Origin of the sequence: Pseudoalteromonas sp. SWYJ118 (assembly GCF_015864505.1) — a bacterium.
GTDB lineage: Bacteria > Pseudomonadota > Gammaproteobacteria > Enterobacterales > Alteromonadaceae > Pseudoalteromonas > Pseudoalteromonas arctica.
In genome coordinates, this window is the sequence record NZ_JADYXC010000027.1 from 12,470 (window position 1) to 28,218 (window position 15,749).

The 15,749-nt window shown below is 39.6% G+C and carries 14 protein-coding genes; all 14 read left to right on the plus strand.

All coding sequences use genetic code 11. The annotated features are described in order from the left end of the window. Nucleotides 1-10: 10 nt before the first annotated feature. The gene (gene tssC, locus I6F48_RS18625) at nucleotides 11-1,537 is read left to right on the plus strand and encodes a type VI secretion system contractile sheath large subunit (protein ID WP_024594497.1); all 1,527 of its coding nucleotides are present in this window, start codon (nucleotides 11-13) and stop codon (nucleotides 1,535-1,537) included. A gap of 178 nt (nucleotides 1,538-1,715) precedes the next feature. Beyond that, entirely contained in the window at nucleotides 1,716-2,024 is a 309-nt protein-coding gene (locus tag I6F48_RS18630) for a hypothetical protein (protein WP_197120038.1), read from the plus strand. Continuing rightward, nucleotides 2,017-2,508 carry a hypothetical protein gene (locus I6F48_RS18635; protein ID WP_165729454.1) on the plus strand — a complete coding sequence of 164 codons (492 nt, stop codon included), beginning with the start codon at nucleotides 2,017-2,019 and terminating at the stop codon, nucleotides 2,506-2,508. Before I6F48_RS18630 ends, I6F48_RS18635 begins: the two co-directional genes overlap by 8 nt. A 144-nt stretch (nucleotides 2,509-2,652) precedes the next feature. Continuing rightward, nucleotides 2,653-3,138, plus strand: a complete 486-nt coding sequence (locus tag I6F48_RS18640) for an Hcp family type VI secretion system effector (protein ID WP_007584479.1) — start codon at nucleotides 2,653-2,655, stop codon at nucleotides 3,136-3,138. Nucleotides 3,139-3,194: 56 nt separating this feature from the next. Beyond that, entirely contained in the window at nucleotides 3,195-3,599 is a 405-nt protein-coding gene (tssE, locus tag I6F48_RS18645; RefSeq protein ID WP_197120039.1) for a type VI secretion system baseplate subunit TssE, read from the plus strand. A gap of 25 nt (nucleotides 3,600-3,624) precedes the next feature. After that, nucleotides 3,625-5,343, plus strand: coding sequence for a type VI secretion system baseplate subunit TssF (gene tssF, locus I6F48_RS18650; protein ID WP_197120040.1), 1,719 nt, complete (start codon nucleotides 3,625-3,627; stop codon nucleotides 5,341-5,343). Further along, a complete protein-coding gene (tssG, locus tag I6F48_RS18655) occupies nucleotides 5,340-6,323 on the plus strand; it encodes a type VI secretion system baseplate subunit TssG (RefSeq protein ID WP_197120041.1) in 984 nt (327 codons plus the stop codon). Before tssF ends, tssG begins: the two co-directional genes overlap by 4 nt. Nucleotides 6,324-6,341: 18 nt before the next feature. Then, on the plus strand, nucleotides 6,342-9,077 hold the full coding sequence (gene tssH, locus I6F48_RS18660; protein ID WP_197120042.1) for a type VI secretion system ATPase TssH: 2,736 nt from the start codon (nucleotides 6,342-6,344) through the stop codon (nucleotides 9,075-9,077). 25 nt (nucleotides 9,078-9,102) lie between these two features. After that, nucleotides 9,103-11,124 carry a type VI secretion system Vgr family protein gene (locus I6F48_RS18665; protein ID WP_197120051.1) on the plus strand — a complete coding sequence of 674 codons (2,022 nt, stop codon included), beginning with the start codon at nucleotides 9,103-9,105 and terminating at the stop codon, nucleotides 11,122-11,124. 17 nt (nucleotides 11,125-11,141) lie between these two features. Then, nucleotides 11,142-11,558, plus strand: a complete 417-nt coding sequence (locus I6F48_RS18670; protein ID WP_165729459.1) for a hypothetical protein — start codon at nucleotides 11,142-11,144, stop codon at nucleotides 11,556-11,558. 4 nt (nucleotides 11,559-11,562) lie between these two features. Further along, entirely contained in the window at nucleotides 11,563-12,723 is a 1,161-nt protein-coding gene (locus I6F48_RS18675) for a hypothetical protein (RefSeq protein ID WP_165739410.1), read from the plus strand. Beyond that, nucleotides 12,713-13,744, plus strand: a complete 1,032-nt coding sequence (locus I6F48_RS18680; RefSeq protein WP_165739412.1) for a DUF2169 family type VI secretion system accessory protein — start codon at nucleotides 12,713-12,715, stop codon at nucleotides 13,742-13,744. Before I6F48_RS18675 ends, I6F48_RS18680 begins: the two co-directional genes overlap by 11 nt. Continuing rightward, nucleotides 13,734-14,633: a hypothetical protein gene (locus I6F48_RS18685; RefSeq protein ID WP_197120043.1), complete on the plus strand. Its 900-nt coding sequence runs from the start codon at nucleotides 13,734-13,736 to the stop codon at nucleotides 14,631-14,633. The genes I6F48_RS18680 and I6F48_RS18685 overlap by 11 nt, the downstream gene beginning before the upstream one ends. Next, a complete protein-coding gene (locus I6F48_RS18690) occupies nucleotides 14,630-15,748 on the plus strand; it encodes a DUF4150 domain-containing protein (RefSeq protein ID WP_231615261.1) in 1,119 nt (372 codons plus the stop codon). The genes I6F48_RS18685 and I6F48_RS18690 overlap by 4 nt, the downstream gene beginning before the upstream one ends. Nucleotide 15,749: the final 1 nt, after the last annotated feature.

Below are 15,749 nucleotides of genomic sequence, written 5' to 3' on the forward strand. Positions count from 1 at the left end.
GGAGATTACCATGTCAATGCAAGAACAATTAAATGTTGCCGCGCATACCACGGAGCAAGCTCCTTTATCTACTTATGAAAATATATGTGGAATGGTTGATATTTCTCCAGTTTCAGATGAAATCAAACTTGATTCATTTAGAGATGCAAGCAACCTAGCTGAAACACGTGCAAATGAGCGCTTAACAGCAGCTATAAATGTATTTTTAGATATGGCTAGCAGTAGCGGTCAAGAAGTAACGCGAATTGATAAATTACTTTTAGATGATTACATCGCAAAAGTAGACATTATTATTTCTCAGCAGTTAGACCAAATTTTACATCATCCAAATTTTCAAAAAATGGAATCAGCATGGCGCTCGTTACGCTACTTAATTAGCCGTACGCCTAACAACGCTAATATTAAAATAGAAATGCTTGATGTAGATAAAGAAACTCTAAGAGATGACTTTGAAGAGGCGCCAGATACAACGCAATCTGCACTATACAAGCATGTATATACCTCAGATTACGATACGCCAGGTGGTGAGCCAGTATCTACAATGGTTTCGAACTTTGAATTTGATTGTTCGGCACCCGATGTATCGTTACTGCAAGAAATATCTCGTGTATCTGCAGCTGCGCATTGTCCGTTTATGGGTAGTGTAGGTCCTAAGTTTTTTCTTAAAGACTCATTGGAAGAAGTGTCTAAAATCCAAGATTTGGGTTCTTACATGGAACGCGCTGAGTTTCTTCGTTGGAAAAACTTCCGTGAATCAGAAGACTCTCGTTACATTGGTTTAGCATTCCCACGCTTTTTACTACGTCTGCCTTACGGTGAGACAAATCCACTTCGTAACTTTAATTATCAAGAAGATGTAAGTGCGCAGCATCATGAGCGTTACTTATGGGGTAATGCAACATTTGCATTTGCTGCAAACATTATCCGTAGTTTCCATGATAATGGTTGGGCTGTAAATATTCGTGGGCCGCAATCAGGTGGTAAAGTTGATAATCTTCCGCTGCATTCATTTGAAGCTGGTAAAGGTGTAGAAACTAAAATACCGACTGAAGTACTGATTTCTGAAACTAAAGAGCTTGAATTTGCTAATCAAGGTTTTATACCGCTTAGTTATTATAAAAATTCAGATTTTGCATGTTTCTTTTCAGCTAATAGTGCCCAAAAGCCGCAGGTTTTTGAAACAAATGAAGCAACAGCTAATGCAAGAATTAACTCACGCTTACCATATATTTTCTTAGTATCGCGTATTGCGCATTACTTAAAAGTTTTACAACGTGAAAATATTGGTTCAAGCAAACCTCGTCATGAATTAGAGCAGCAGCTTAATGATTGGCTTGGCGCATTAGTAACTAAAATGAACAACCCAGATGAATCTCTTATTGCTACGCATCCGCTAAAAGATGCAAAAGTAACTGTGGCAGAGATTCCAGGTAACCCTGGTTATTACAGAGTAAGTACGTACATTGTACCTCATTTCCAAGTTGAAGGGATTGATGTTCGTTTAGCGCTAGTAGGGCAAATGCCTGGCGAAAAATGAACTGCTACGCCGCCAATGAAACGGATTTAAGTACTATCAAATGCGTCTATTTGGTGAGTAGTTGGCTGGTGTACATAAAGGATTAAGACTTATAGTCTAAAAAATTGCCCCAAGTTGGTTGCAACCAACTTGGGACATTAAAAGGAGTTTAAAAATTAAGTGCCCAAATTTAAGTGGATTGGAGTTTTCTAAAAAAAATCTAGAGTATTTAGATAAAGCTAGAGAACTTACTAGACATACAGATCAACTTACAAAAGCACTAAGCTTCGGTAGTCTAGCTGCAATTTTTGTAGGTAATGGGGCCTTGGTCGCACAATTTAATATATCTAATACAGATTTTGCTTTGATGGCTGAGTCGTTATCCTCAGTGTCAAAAATTAAAAGATATGAGCTACAAAAAATTTCATATAGTGCTTATAGAAATAGTAGTTCTTATAAAGAGCGAGAATTTTGGAAGGCAATGATAAATGGTTGTAAAAATGATTAGAATATTGTGTATGTTCAGCTTGTTTTTGGTTTGCATTGCAAACGCAGTGGCCAGTGATAATAAAGTTTTTTTTGCGAAGAAAAAGCTACAGCTAGCAACAGTCGCATTTGAAAAGCAGATGGATAAATGTTTTTCAAATGCGAATAAAGTAAGCAGTACTGAGTTACAAAATGATGGTATTAGCTTAGAGATGACAAAGACAGCTATTGATTATATGCATTATTCTGCGCTGAGTACTTGCATGAAAGTTCAGTACGAAAATTATTTAAAAGCAGGTTACTTTTACAAAACAGTTACATTAAGTAAGGATATTGGTGATATTGATAGCTTTGTTTCAAATACTTGGGTATCTGAATTAGACGCAGAGTATAAGTTTAAGCAATTACCTAAAAGTGTACAGCAACACTTCGAAAAGTTAGCTGTTTTGCAAACTCCATTTGACGCGATGTCGTTAATACTAGAGTTAGATAATCCGTCTTTGTAAAAATTGCCCCAAGTTGGTTGCATCCAACTTGGGACATATTCCCCAGTGGCATGAAGCAGAGGGCTTTTTGGGGGGCATAAATATTACTATTTATGCCAATGCCAACTAACAGGAAACACTTCATTCTAAAAGGAGAATAATGAAATGGCAATTCCAGCGTACATGTGGTTAAAGGATGACCAAGGTAATGACATCAAAGGTTCTGTAACTGTTGCAGAGCGTGAAGGTTCAATTGAGATCCTACACTTTGATCATGAACTTCGTATTCCTACGGATAACGATACAGGTGAACTTACAGGTACTCGTAAGCATGAACCTTTTGTAATTACAAAAGCTGTTGATGCGGCTACGCCGTACTTGTACAAAGCGTGTTCAAACGGTCAAACACTTAAGCAATTAGAGCTTAAATGGTACCGTATTGATGACACAGGGACTGAGCGTGAATATTTCTGCCACAAGTTGGAAGATGTAAAAATCACTTCGATCTCACCAACAATGCATAACGTTAAAGACTTAGACAAGGAGCGTTACCCGCACCTTGAAACAGTTTGTCTACGTTACAAACGCATTACTTGGACTTACTTAGATGGCAACATCGAGTTCTCTGACTCTTGGACTGAAGGTCGTTAATTAGTCAGTAATTTTGAAGGATATGCGCAAGCATATCCTTTTATTGAGATGTAGATATGGCGTTATTCGATTTTTTAACTCAACCAGTTACACGCAATGGCCATCATGGTTTTCAAACTGATGAGCAGGTTAGTGTGTGCAAGCATTTAAATGAGCTTTTAAATGCAAGAAGAGGCGTGTTAAAGCACTTGTCTGACTATGGTTTGCCCGATGTAGAGGATATTTACGAGGGGTTACCATATTCACAACACACGTTAGCGTTTGAGGTTAAAAAATTGATAGAAAAGTACGAACCACGCGTACGATATGCAAATGTAACACCTGTTGAAATTAAAGAAGATAATTGTGTAATAAGGCTAGATATTCAAGCGTTTTTAACGAGCGGACAAAGTATCAAGCTAAACACTCGATTTGAATCTGGCGGTAAAGCAGACGTTATGCAACATGCAAAAAAACAATAATTAATATTATTTAAAGGATTGATGAATGCAGCAATATTTTGATGCACAAATGCGCTTGTTAACCCAAGCTGGTAAGCAGTTTGCTCAGTTTTATCCTGAGCATGCAGGAATGCTTAACATTGATGCATTAAAAGATAGAGACCCTCATATTGAGCGCTTATTAGAAGGCGTGGCGTACTTAACTGCCCATACTCAAAAGCGTTTAGATGAGTCAGTACCTGAAGTTTCAGAGCAAGTGCTGCGTCAACTGTGTCCAATACTCCTAAGTTATTATCCTTCTAGTACTGTGGTGCAATTTAAGCCTAAATTGGCTATGCAAAAAACACACTCTATTTCAAAAGGTTTACAGCTTAATCCGCCTAAAGCAAAGGCCGATAATAAAAAAATAATTTTTAGCACAACTCACGGTTTAGACGTTGTCCCATTAGATGTTGAGCATGTTCGATATCAAGAGTCGCACTTAGGTGCAGAGCTACGAATAGGGCTTAAGTTTGTATGCCAAGGTGAACGCAGTAATTTTGATTTATCTAAACTAAACTTTTATTTACGTGGCGATACACCATTATGCAGTGCCTTATTTCAATTATTAAAAACACCTAATAAACAAGCAGAACTTGATTTTGGTGCTAACCATTTTGAGTTCAATAAAAAGTTAAAAGCAAAAGGTTGCAGCGCTACTTATTTAGATATAGATGGCGCTTTACTGCCTAGCGCGGCTAAAAGTCATCCCGGATATGCACTTTTACTTGATTATTTTAATGCAAAAGATAGGTTTTATTTTTTAACATTTGATGGTTTAAAAGACGAAGAGTTTCCTGAGCATATTGACCGTTTTGAAATCGTATTTAGGGGGGATAATAAATTACCGCCGGGTCATCAGTTAAGTAAAGAGAACATTTTAATCAATTGCGTGCCAGCAGTTAATTTATTTAGCCAAGCTGCAGAGCCAATTAAAATAGAGCCTAACCGTACTGATTATATGATAAGTGCAGATCAGACTCGTTTTGACCACGTTTTTAGCTACACGGTTGATGCAGTTGCCGGTCGAAATTCTGTAACGGGGCAATCGTATGATTATACGCCTCGTTATCAAAGCGTATTTGAAGACGAGAAAAAGCTATTTACTGTGCTCACTAAAGATGTAGGTGCAGCAGCCCCAACTCATTATTTACAACTCCCTTTTAATTTAGAAGATGAAAAAGAAACTCTATCAGTTGATTTAACCTCTTTTAATGCTGGTTGGCCTCGTCAGCTTTTGCAAGAGGGAGACTTGAGCGAAGGCGGAAAAGATATGCCGAGCATCGTTGAGGTTAAAAATGTTATACGCCCAACTAATTATTTAGCATGTCCAAGTCAGCCAAAGCATTGGCAGCTTATTAGCTTGTTAAATGTAAAGTTTTCGCAAATTACGCAAGTTACAGAGCTAAAAAGGTTACTTGTGTTGTTTGATTGGTCTGATAAAGCTGAGAATAGATTAAGAATTGAAAGCATTTTAAAAATAACAGCAACGCCAATCAGTCAAATTAAGCGCGGAATATTTATCAAAGGTGTTGATGTACTTATTGATATTGATGAAAGCAAATTTGTTGGTGATGCCGATTTATATCATTTTTGTAATGTATTACATGAATTCTTTTTAATGTATGCCCCTATAAACGAAAGCGTACAAACGCGTGTTAATGCAATTCCTAGTTATAAGTCATGGAGTTGGGATATTGAACCAGGTAAGAGCTATCAGCTATGAGTTATGCTGAGAAAAGCCATGCGCATCCTGTTTGGTCTAAGTTACCCGCCCCAATAGAGCTACTTATAGAGCAGCCTTGGCGGTTTAACTTATTTAAAGCGATGAGCTTAATAGAAAAACATTGGGCCGCACCTCAAGAGTTAGAGCAAGGGATTAGTAACAGAGTTGTTTTTAAACCTTTTAAAGAGCTTGGTTTTCCGGCTACTGATGTACGCGAATGTGTATTAGAAAACGACGGCAGGGGAAGATTAAGCTTATCGACCTCTTTTTTAGGCTTGTATGGTGTAGATGCACCCATGCCACATTATGTATTAGAGCAAGCAGCAAGCGATGAACAAAGCGGTGATCGCGTTCGTCAGTTTTTAGATATATTTAATCATGTACTTTATTGCCAACTTTTTCAGGCCTGGAAAAAGTCGCAGATTAATATAGCGGGTAGAGGCGCGAGCCAATTTGATGGGTTAGTTGAATCTATTTTACTGGGTAAAACAGATCAAAAAATTCAGTGTGGTATTGCCAGTTTAAAGCAAACTAGTGCAGCAGGCTTAGCGCAGCTTCTTAAACATAGCTTAAATATAGACACGCTAAAAGTTGACGACACACGAGCTAATTGGCAAAAAATAGATACGCCAAGTGCAATAGGCGAAGAGAGCCAAATGGTTTTAGGTAACTCTGCAGTACTTGGTACACAGGTATTGGTTAGCGGAAGTATTTTAACAATAGATATAGGCCCAGTTAATAGTGATACAGCCATGAGCTTAACGCCAAGAAGCGAAGAAGGTATAAAAATGGCTGCACTTCTGACTGCCCATTTACCAAGTAATGTAGAGTGGGTTTGCCAAATAAAGGTAGCTAATGAGGCGGTTGCTGAGCAAGCACTTGGTCAGCAACCGTTAGTACTTGGACACAATTCATATTTAGGGGCTGCAGCTGCAAATACAACAACACATAGCTACAGTCATCAACAGTATAAACACTAAGGAATTAAGGATAAAAAAATGGATGCTAAAGGTATAAAACAACTCATAGATAAATTAAATGGCCACACCGCAACAGCACTTGAATCAGCCGCTGGCTTTGCGAGTAGTCGTAGTCATTTTGAAGTGCTTCCTGAGCATTTACTTATTAAGTTGATGGAAGAAGGAAGTAATGGTGACCTTGAGCACATTTTTCATTTTTTTAATATTAATCAAGATAAAGTATGGCATGAGCTATTAGACTTTTTAAATAAACAGCCTGCCGGTAATCAAAGTAAACCTACATTTTCTCGCCGTTTATACGAATGGCTAGAGCGTGCATGGTTAAGTGCTAATGTTCAGCATAAAAGTGATTTTATAACCGGTGCTGCACTTATTGACTCATTAACAGAGTTATTACCTTACAGCCCTGTACTTCAATTACCTGCTTTACTGGATAAAATAGATTCACGTTTTTTAGCTGAAAACTTAGATAAAATTTGTCAGCAATCTTCAGAACGTTTAAACCCAGTAGCTAAATCAAAGTCTGTAAATCAAACAGATTCATCGCACGGTACAGCTGCGCTTGATGAGTACTGTGAAGATTTAACTGAAAAAGCAAAACAGGGTAAAATCGACCCGGTTCTCGGTCGTAATGACGAAATTCGTATGATGGTCGATGTGTTATGCCGTCGAAGAAAAAATAACCCTATTTTAGTGGGTGACCCAGGTGTAGGTAAAACAGCAGTGGTTGAAGGTTTTGCCCAGCGTATAATTGATGGGCAAGTACCAAGTGATTTGCAAGGCGTACGCTTATTGGTGCTTGATATGGGGTTATTGCAAGCAGGTGCCGGAGTTAAAGGTGAGTTTGAGCGCCGCTTAAAAACAGTAATCGACGAAGTTAAAAATTCAACAACGCCAATAATTATGTTTATTGATGAAGCACACACTTTAATTGGTGCCGGTGGTGATGCAGGCATGAGTGATGCGGCAAATTTATTAAAGCCAGCATTAGCGCGCGGAGAATTAAGAACCGTTGCTGCTACAACATGGAGCGAGTATAAAAAATATTTTGAACGTGATGCCGCACTAGAGCGCCGTTTTCAGCTTATTAAAGTAGATGAGCCAACAGAGCAAGCTGCTCAATTAATGCTAGCAGGCTTAAAAGATAAATATCAAGAGCATCATAATATTCAAATTACGGATGATGCTATAGAAGCTGCTGTTGTTTTATCGTCGCGCTATATAACAGGTCGCCAATTACCAGACAAAGCTATTGATGTATTAGACACCGCAGCGGCAAGAGTGCGTATGTCGTTTGCTACAGATCCTGCTGCTATTGAGTCTGAGCGCGAGCACATTAATTATTTAGAAACCAGAATTAATAGCCTTAATATAGAGCTAGGCCAAGGTTTAGTTGTTGATAAAGATAAGCTTACCCATTTAGTTGAAGAGCTGGTTATTGCACAAAATAAATTGGCGCAACTTACTCACTCGCGTGAGTCTCAAATTTCGACTTTGAGTCAAATTAACGAGATAAAGCAGGCAACTGATCAAGAGCTTGATAGCGAATCATTACTGACACTTCGCCAATCGCTTAAAGAGCAAAATACACAAGACAACGGCTTATTTAGTGAAGTAGATGCAGATGCTGTTGCACAAATTATTTCACAGTGGACCGGTGTGCCTGTAGGGGCAATGGTAAAAGATCAGATTAGTAATTTAATTAATCTTGAAGCCACAATTAGCCAAGAAGTTATAGGGCAACAGGCTGGATTGGCTAAAATAGCGCAAACACTAAGAGTGAGTAAAGCCGGCGTAAGCAACGATGAAGGCCCGCTAGGCGTATTTTTATTGGCTGGCCCCTCTGGTGTAGGTAAAACAGAAACCGCTCGCTGCTTAGCTAAACAATTATTTGGTGGCGATAAGTTTTTAACCACTATAAACATGAGTGAGTACCAAGAGTCGCACACTGTATCGCAATTAAAAGGTTCACCTCCGGGGTATGTTGGTTATGGAGAAGGTGGTGTATTAACCGAAGCGGTAAGGCAGCGTCCATATTCAGTAATTTTACTTGATGAGGTTGAAAAAGCGCACAAAGATGTAATGAACATGTTTTATCAAGTATTTGAGCGTGGCACCATGCGTGACGGTGAAGGGCGTGAAATAGACTTTAAAAATACTGTAATTATCATGACATCTAATTTAGGCTCAGCAGAGTTAATCGATGCGTGTACACCGCCTACAGTTATAGACCTAAGTCCTCAAGATGATGAGGAAGAACAGGTACAGCAAAGCGAGCAAGAAGCAGCTATTAACGAAGCGCTAAATCCAACGCAAGCACCTATAAATGAAGACGGAACACCTTGGAAAGTACCATCAATCGGTGCGCTTACTGATTTAATTAAGCCGCAGCTACTTGCTTTTTTTGCGCCTGCTTTACTTGCCCGTATGCAAGTTATACCTTACTTAGCGCTTGATTCTGAAGCTCTACAGTCTATCGTCAGCTTGAAACTTGAAGCCATTGCCACACGTTTGCACGAAAACCACAAAATGCAGCTACGAGTAGATGCCAGTGTTTTAGAAAAGCTGACTACTCAATGTACGCTTTCTGATAGTGGTGCACGTATGGTAAATGCGGTTATAGAGCAGCAAATACTCCCTGGTATCGCTAAATCAATTTTAGAGTTTATGGCAGAAGAAGACATGCCTGATATTTTAACGCTGGCTGTTGACGAACAAGACGAAATTACAGCGACATTTGCAGATAACGCTTAAATAAAAGGATGTAAAAATGGGATTCATGGACATATTTAACGAGCTCAAGGCCAATAAAAGTCACTTTAGTGTTGCTATACAGGGCATGCCTGACGGGATGGTATATGTAACTGACTTTGAGTCTAAAGACGATCGTTTATGTGAAGACTATGAATTTAAAATCCAAGTATTGAGCCCTGAGCATCTAACATCTGAAATGCTAATAGGCAAAGATGTATCGTTATCACTAGTGTGGTCAATGTTAGATCGTACTATTTCAGGGTTAATTAGTGGTTTTATAGCGCATGGTCAAAGTCATCAGGGGTATCACTATACTTTGATCATGAGTTCTCATTTAACATTACTTAAGCATCAGCATTCTAACCGTGTATTTACTGCTATGGATGCAGGTAAAATTATTTCGAGTGTGTTTGAAAAAGCAGGTTTTCCCGCGCAAAAGTTAAATGTACAAGCAAGCTCAACCATGCTCGATATGACCGTGCAGTACAACGAAACTGATTACGAATTTGTAACACGCTTAATGCGTAAGCACGGTTTTGTATACAGCTTTGTAGAGCAAACTAGTGGTGAATGTACATTGTTTATTTGCAATGATTCTAATGGTATAGCGCAAGAGTTTGATGAAATAAACCTAAGCTATGTACCGCCATCTGGGCAAGTAAGAACGAGTGAGTCAATTTTTGCTATAAGTAGACAGGCCCAATTATTTCCACAAAGTACGCACTTAGATGATTACAACTACCAAGCTCCGGGTAATTTGCAAGTTTCAAAAAATAACAGTGCGTCAGTTATTGGTTTTGGTGAAGATAGTCATTACGGTGATAATTACGGGCAATCAAACGAAGGCCAAGACTTAGCAACTATCAGACAGCAAGCGTTTGATTGCCAACGTGAGCAAATAATAATAGATACAGACTGCAGGGCGCTTCGCCCTGGTATGCGTTTAAATATTTATGACCATCCAGAGCATGATGGTCAGTATTTAGTGACGCGTGTAGAGCACAAAGGTAGCCAAAGTGCTTCGGTTGAATACGGCTCAAATGTGAAGGGTTTAACGTATAAAAACCAGGCTTATTTAATTAGTGTTAATCAGCCTTATAAAGCTCCATTACGCCCAGCGAGGCGTGTGTTTGCAACGTTTAATGCATTAATTGAGCAAGAAATTGATGACAAAGGAAATTACGTAGTAAAACTACCATTTAACCAAGATGGAGAAGGCCAAGAAAGCCGTCCAACACGTTTAATGCAACCTTACGGCGGCAGCGGGCACGGTATGCATTTTCCACTAACGCAAGGTACAGAAGTGCTCGTTTGTGGTGAAAATGGTGATTTAGACAGGCCTATAATTTTAGGCGCGCTTTATAATGAAAATGCTCCAAATCCTGTTACGAGCGAAAACCCAACTGAAAACAAATTAGTAACTAAAGCTGGGCACAGCTTTGTAATGGATGACAAAAAAGGCGAAGAGAAGATAAGCCTTGCCAATAAAAACAATAAAAACCAATTAATACTCGATGCAACAAATGGTGCGCACCAGGCAATGTTAAAGTCTGTTGATGGTGATGTTAAAATTTCAGCGAAAGAAAACCTTCAGTTTGTTGCCGAGAACGACGCAAACTTTACAGTCGCTAATAATTTTACAACCCGAGTAGAAAACAATCTGCAAATTCAAACCCGCGAGGGAGATATTACAGTTACCTCGGCTGCGGATTTAACTCTAAGCTCAGCCTCAAATAGTCGTATTCAAGCGGCTGACGGTAACTTAGAGCTCACAGCAACTGATGAGCTTAAAATGCAAGCGCAGCAAGACATTAGCGTTTACTCGGTTGACGGCAACCTTGAGCTACAAGCACCTCAAGGTGATTTAGAGCTAAATAGTGGCGGTAACATCACTATAAAAGCAAATGGGCAGGGTTCAATTCAGTTAAGTCAAGGTGGCGCAAGTATAGAAATTGATGCTGCGGGTAACCTCACAATTGATGCCACTAATATAACGTTAAGTGCCACTAATATAGCAATTAAAGGCAGTGCAATTAGTAATAACTAAGTTAAAGGAGTAATTTAATGAACGCTAAAGTTAAAAGTATATTTAATCACGATCAGCAACTTGCACCTGTAAGTAAAGTTGATGAATTTGGCCGAGTTAAAGGCGTTACAATAAATAACGACGAACATAATGTGGTAGCACAAGCGGCGCATATAACACCATGCCAAGTGGGCGACACAGTACTGCTTACCCATACTGCACAGGGCTTTATAGTAACAGGCCTACTTGCAAATGAAGATCAAGCACCCGCTGCATTCATTCAAAATAGCCAAGGCCATATTGTTATTGAAGCTCAGCAAAGTATTAGCCTTCAAACGGCTAAAGGGACGATAGAAGTATTTGCCGACGGGACGATAGTGCTCGAAGGGCGAGATATAACGGCTAATAGCGAGCAAGATCTTACTTTGGCTGGCTGGCCAATTAGGCTCAATTAACACTATGTTTGCTCAAGTCGCTAAAGTTAAGCAGCATCAGCAGCGTTTAACTACTCTATTAAAACACAAACAAAAGTTGCAAGCGCAAGGTGTTTATCCGCTTGCTCGACTCAATGTAATTGAAAGCCAATTACTAAATCATTTATACACACTCAGCGATTTAAAAAGTGATGCACCCACAGATTACTTTGCAGGTAAAAATTTAACACAAGTAAGTCATTTAGCGCTTAATGAATTTATTACCCTTGCGATAGAAAGCCCAGAGCACCACAGTATCTACACGCTATTGCTACAAAGTCTTAATTTAAAAAGTGAACTTAACAGCGGCGAAACTTTTTTAGCTTTAAAGTCGGATAAACATTTAAGTTATTACAGTGTATTACAGCACTTACTTGGTTATTGGCAGTTAGATGATAATAAAGCACTGCGTAATAGTGTACTCAACGAAAAAGAACAGCTTGATAGTAACGCGATTACTTTACTTTTTTCACAGCACTTAAGCGAAACAGAGCTTAGCCATGCCATGTTACATACTAACTTTGATATTGCTTATGCAGCACTCGTGAATGCCTATTGTAATAAAACAAGTAACTTATCAGACATACTATTTAAAGTATTTGCTAAAACAAATGATGACGACAAAAAAGCAAAATTACTTGCCCTAGCAGGGCTTACTAACGATCCGCGCTGGGATGAACCTTGCCTACTTTTTTGTAAAGCTAACCCCGGGCTTTGCCAGCATGTACTAAGCCACTTTGTATATAAGCGCGCATTGCCTTTATTTATTAATTTAATGGCGCATGGGGTAACTCAAAAACCAGCTTACGCAGCATGGCTAATTATTACTAACAGAGCGCTTGCCCAAGCAAACAAAGTAACTGTAGTAGAACCAAATAACGAAAAAAATGTACACAGCGGCATAAACCTTGATGATGCAGAGCATGCAAGGCAAGCGTTTGCATTAGTGCCTGGGGATCAATTGTTAAACGGCGTTAGCTTTGTGTGCAGTAATGCAAAACAAAAATTAAAAATGCTTGCAGGTGAAGTTGTGCAACGCGTTGTAGCACCACATTATTCTTTGCAAAAGGCCTGTGGTTTGTACCATGTATTACTGAGCGCCAAACAATGGCAAAGTGTTATAGCGGAGAGCCCAAGTGCTGAATAACTTTTCTCCTTGGCAGGCTAGCTTTTTTGATGGTTGGTTGAGTGACCGTACGTTGGCTAAAGTTGTCCTTGTAAAACAAAACTTTGAATTTGACGAAAAAGGCAATGTAACACCAAACGAGCCCGGCCCCGATATTGTTTTAGCAGATGACTACGATGGCGACCCCGCATATACACCACTGAGTGAAGTAAACGAGCAAGTCGCCTTTAAAACAGGTTTTGAAGTGTATGGCGACTTTACAGCTTACCCACCCAAAGCCAAACAAGCACGAGTGATTGAAGTAGAGCTTGGCCTTCATAATAAAACGCAGCCACTATTTAAAAAGCGTTTACGTGTAACTGGCGCACGCTTTTGGAAGCGCTCTTTACTTGGGCCTGTTGCAACTGATCCTAATATTATTGAGCCTACACCCATTAATTACAGTAATGCCTTTGGTGGAAAAGACTTTAACGATGAGTCTAATTATCTGCTTGAAAATCCGATAGGGAGAGGGTTTAAGCTTAAAAACAAACAAGCAAAAGGGCAGCAATTACCTTGCATTGAATACGCAAACCAACTACTTCGTAAACCGAGCCATACTACCCCAGTTGCAAGCTTTTCAGCTATACCATCACATTGGTCACCGCGTATAGAGCTTATGCCCGACATTGATCAAAAAGCACTTATGGCAGGCAATTACCCGTTTAAAACAGTACTTGATGAACATTTTAACAATATGGCACCGCTAGATCAGCGAGTAAGAAATGAGTTTACACAAGGGTGGGCTTTTTCGCTTTCTGGGTTATACCCGTTACAAGCTTATGGGCAGCATCAGCGAGTTGAGCTTCCATTTGAAGAGCCTATTGTTCAGCTAGTTAACACATTAAACAGACATACCATTAGTTTGCGCTGCGATACGTTGGTTATTGATTCTGACGCGCAGAGTTTTTCTTTGTTATGGCGCGGTTATATTGACGCAATACACGTAGGCGCAAATAGCCAGTTAGTTGTGGCAAAAAAGGAAACTAACAATGAAGTTTGATGTACTTTGCCATATAAATGCTACAGGGTGTACACCAAGTAGCTTGTATACCGCTGTTGCAAATCAAATGTTGTTTTCTAAACCGAGTAAAGCGCTAATACGTTGCGATATAAGCTTAGATGCCCCCTACATAATGGTAGAAATAGAAGAGCTTGCTCAGCTTGATAGGCAAACCAAGTGCTTATTGTTATTAAGCCAGCTGCTCGAAAATATTGATATTACAACACTTAGAAAAACATCCCGCATAAGCCAAATAGTGTTTGTATTACCACAGGATGAGTCAAACAACCCAGTAATAAGTGACGATACACTCAGTGAGCTTTTAGCTGAGGTGATTTCGCAGCAAGTCCCTGATTTTGAACAAACTACAACGCTTGATTTAAAAAGCATAGCGCCAGATACCCTCATTATCGCCGTGGATTCATGCGTTAGTTACCAGTATGTGAGTACTCAAGCAAAAAATAATGTAGTGCAAGTTTTAAATGGCCCCCCAGGTATAATTAATGGTGAAGGTGGATGTGCATTACTTACACATGGGCAAGGTGGGCTAGAAGCACAGCTTTTTAATGGCGAATTAAGTGAGCAGCTTAACCAAGCAGAAGCTCGCGTTAATGATACTTACTTATTTGCAGGTAAACAGTCGTTAGCATGGCAAAAAAAATGGTTTGCTAATACACAAACGCTATATACCCCAGAAGATGAATTACTAGAGCTTGCAGACTTAAACAACACAATAGGTTATCAAGGTGTTGCTAATAACCTAACAGGGTTAGTACTTACGCATAGCTATTTAAATAACCCATTAAATGAAGGGTTAAATCATGTGTTTTTATTATTTAATTCACCCAATGAGCAATTAATAAAAATTTCAAGGAGTGAAAATTCATGACATACATTAATGCAGCCGCAGGTAAACAAACAGGTAGTGTTCAGTACGACATCGACGGGCTAACCGCCGATGTGCGCTCAGGTGGATCGTTAACATGGCGACACAACAACCCAACTTTGTTAGGACTTAATAATAGCGCACGAAGTAACGGCGCATTAGGTAAAGCCAGCAATGTTGCTATTTTTGAAGACAGAGAAGCCGGTGAAGCTGCTTTTTTAGATGAAATAGCACGCCCTAAATACCGTGAAAAAACACTCGGTGAAATGGTAAACACCTTCATACCCGACTACATAATTCCACCCCCGCAATGGGATGATGAAAAAAACGAACCTATTTTGCCGTGGAACGAGCCACAAACGGGTATGGACGTTAATAAACCTATTACCAATGCCCAAGCATTTCTAGATTTAGTGTCGAGTCACTTAGGGTGGCAAGCCGGCAGCCAAGAGCAATTAAACAAAGATACACAATCGCAAGCAGCGCAAGTAGCCACAGTATCAGGGCAAAATGTATTAATTAATGGCCGCACCGCAGTGCACCAAAGTAGCGGCGGCAAGCTAAGCACTATTGATATATGTTTAACAACGGTAGGCCCAAGTGTTATCCCAATTCCTTATCCAAATATGGCTGCAGCAAGCGATGTAGCAAGTGTGGCGGGGTCAGTAAAAATAAATGGTAACGGTGCTGCCAATATAAAAAGTAATTTTTCAAAAAGTACGGGTGATATGCCAGGTGATAAAAAAGGCCTAATGAGCGGCACTAACGATGGTAAAGCTGAATTTATTATAGGCTCATTTAATGTGCTCATTGAAGGCAAACCCGCAGTGCGCCAAGGCGACTTAATGATTTCAAACTCAAAAAACACCCCGCCTATGCCGCTAGCGCAATCAGGTGGCGCATCACCTAGAGGGTTAAGTGTGGAAATGAGGGATAGTTTAGATAATGTTGAAACAACCCATAGAGCGAGTGTCCTGGTAACAGGGGTCGATAGTAATGATGCAACGTTAGGTTTAGTAAAGGCTTCGCAGGGAGCTGCAGAGCAAAAAATTCCTTTAGCTGATAAGCAACATATAAGTGGTAATAAAGCATCTCTTAATTTTACGGTAGGTGGTTAAA

Excerpts from the sequence above, each read along its gene's own strand:
- tssC (WP_024594497.1), top strand. The coding sequence starts at position 11 with ATGTCAATGCAAGAACAATTAAATGTTGCCGCGCATACCACGGAGCAA.
- I6F48_RS18635 (WP_165729454.1), top strand. The coding sequence starts at position 2,017 with ATGATTAGAATATTGTGTATGTTCAGCTTGTTTTTGGTTTGCATTGCA.
- I6F48_RS18640 (WP_007584479.1), top strand. The coding sequence starts at position 2,653 with ATGGCAATTCCAGCGTACATGTGGTTAAAGGATGACCAAGGTAATGAC.
- tssE (WP_197120039.1), top strand. The coding sequence starts at position 3,195 with ATGGCGTTATTCGATTTTTTAACTCAACCAGTTACACGCAATGGCCAT.
- tssF (WP_197120040.1), top strand. The coding sequence starts at position 3,625 with ATGCAGCAATATTTTGATGCACAAATGCGCTTGTTAACCCAAGCTGGT.
- tssG (WP_197120041.1), top strand. The coding sequence starts at position 5,340 with ATGAGTTATGCTGAGAAAAGCCATGCGCATCCTGTTTGGTCTAAGTTA.
- tssH (WP_197120042.1), top strand. The coding sequence starts at position 6,342 with ATGGATGCTAAAGGTATAAAACAACTCATAGATAAATTAAATGGCCAC.
- I6F48_RS18665 (WP_197120051.1), top strand. The coding sequence starts at position 9,103 with ATGGACATATTTAACGAGCTCAAGGCCAATAAAAGTCACTTTAGTGTT.
- I6F48_RS18670 (WP_165729459.1), top strand. The coding sequence starts at position 11,142 with ATGAACGCTAAAGTTAAAAGTATATTTAATCACGATCAGCAACTTGCA.
- I6F48_RS18675 (WP_165739410.1), top strand. The coding sequence starts at position 11,563 with ATGTTTGCTCAAGTCGCTAAAGTTAAGCAGCATCAGCAGCGTTTAACT.
- I6F48_RS18685 (WP_197120043.1), top strand. The coding sequence starts at position 13,734 with ATGAAGTTTGATGTACTTTGCCATATAAATGCTACAGGGTGTACACCA.
- I6F48_RS18690 (WP_231615261.1), top strand. The coding sequence starts at position 14,630 with ATGACATACATTAATGCAGCCGCAGGTAAACAAACAGGTAGTGTTCAG.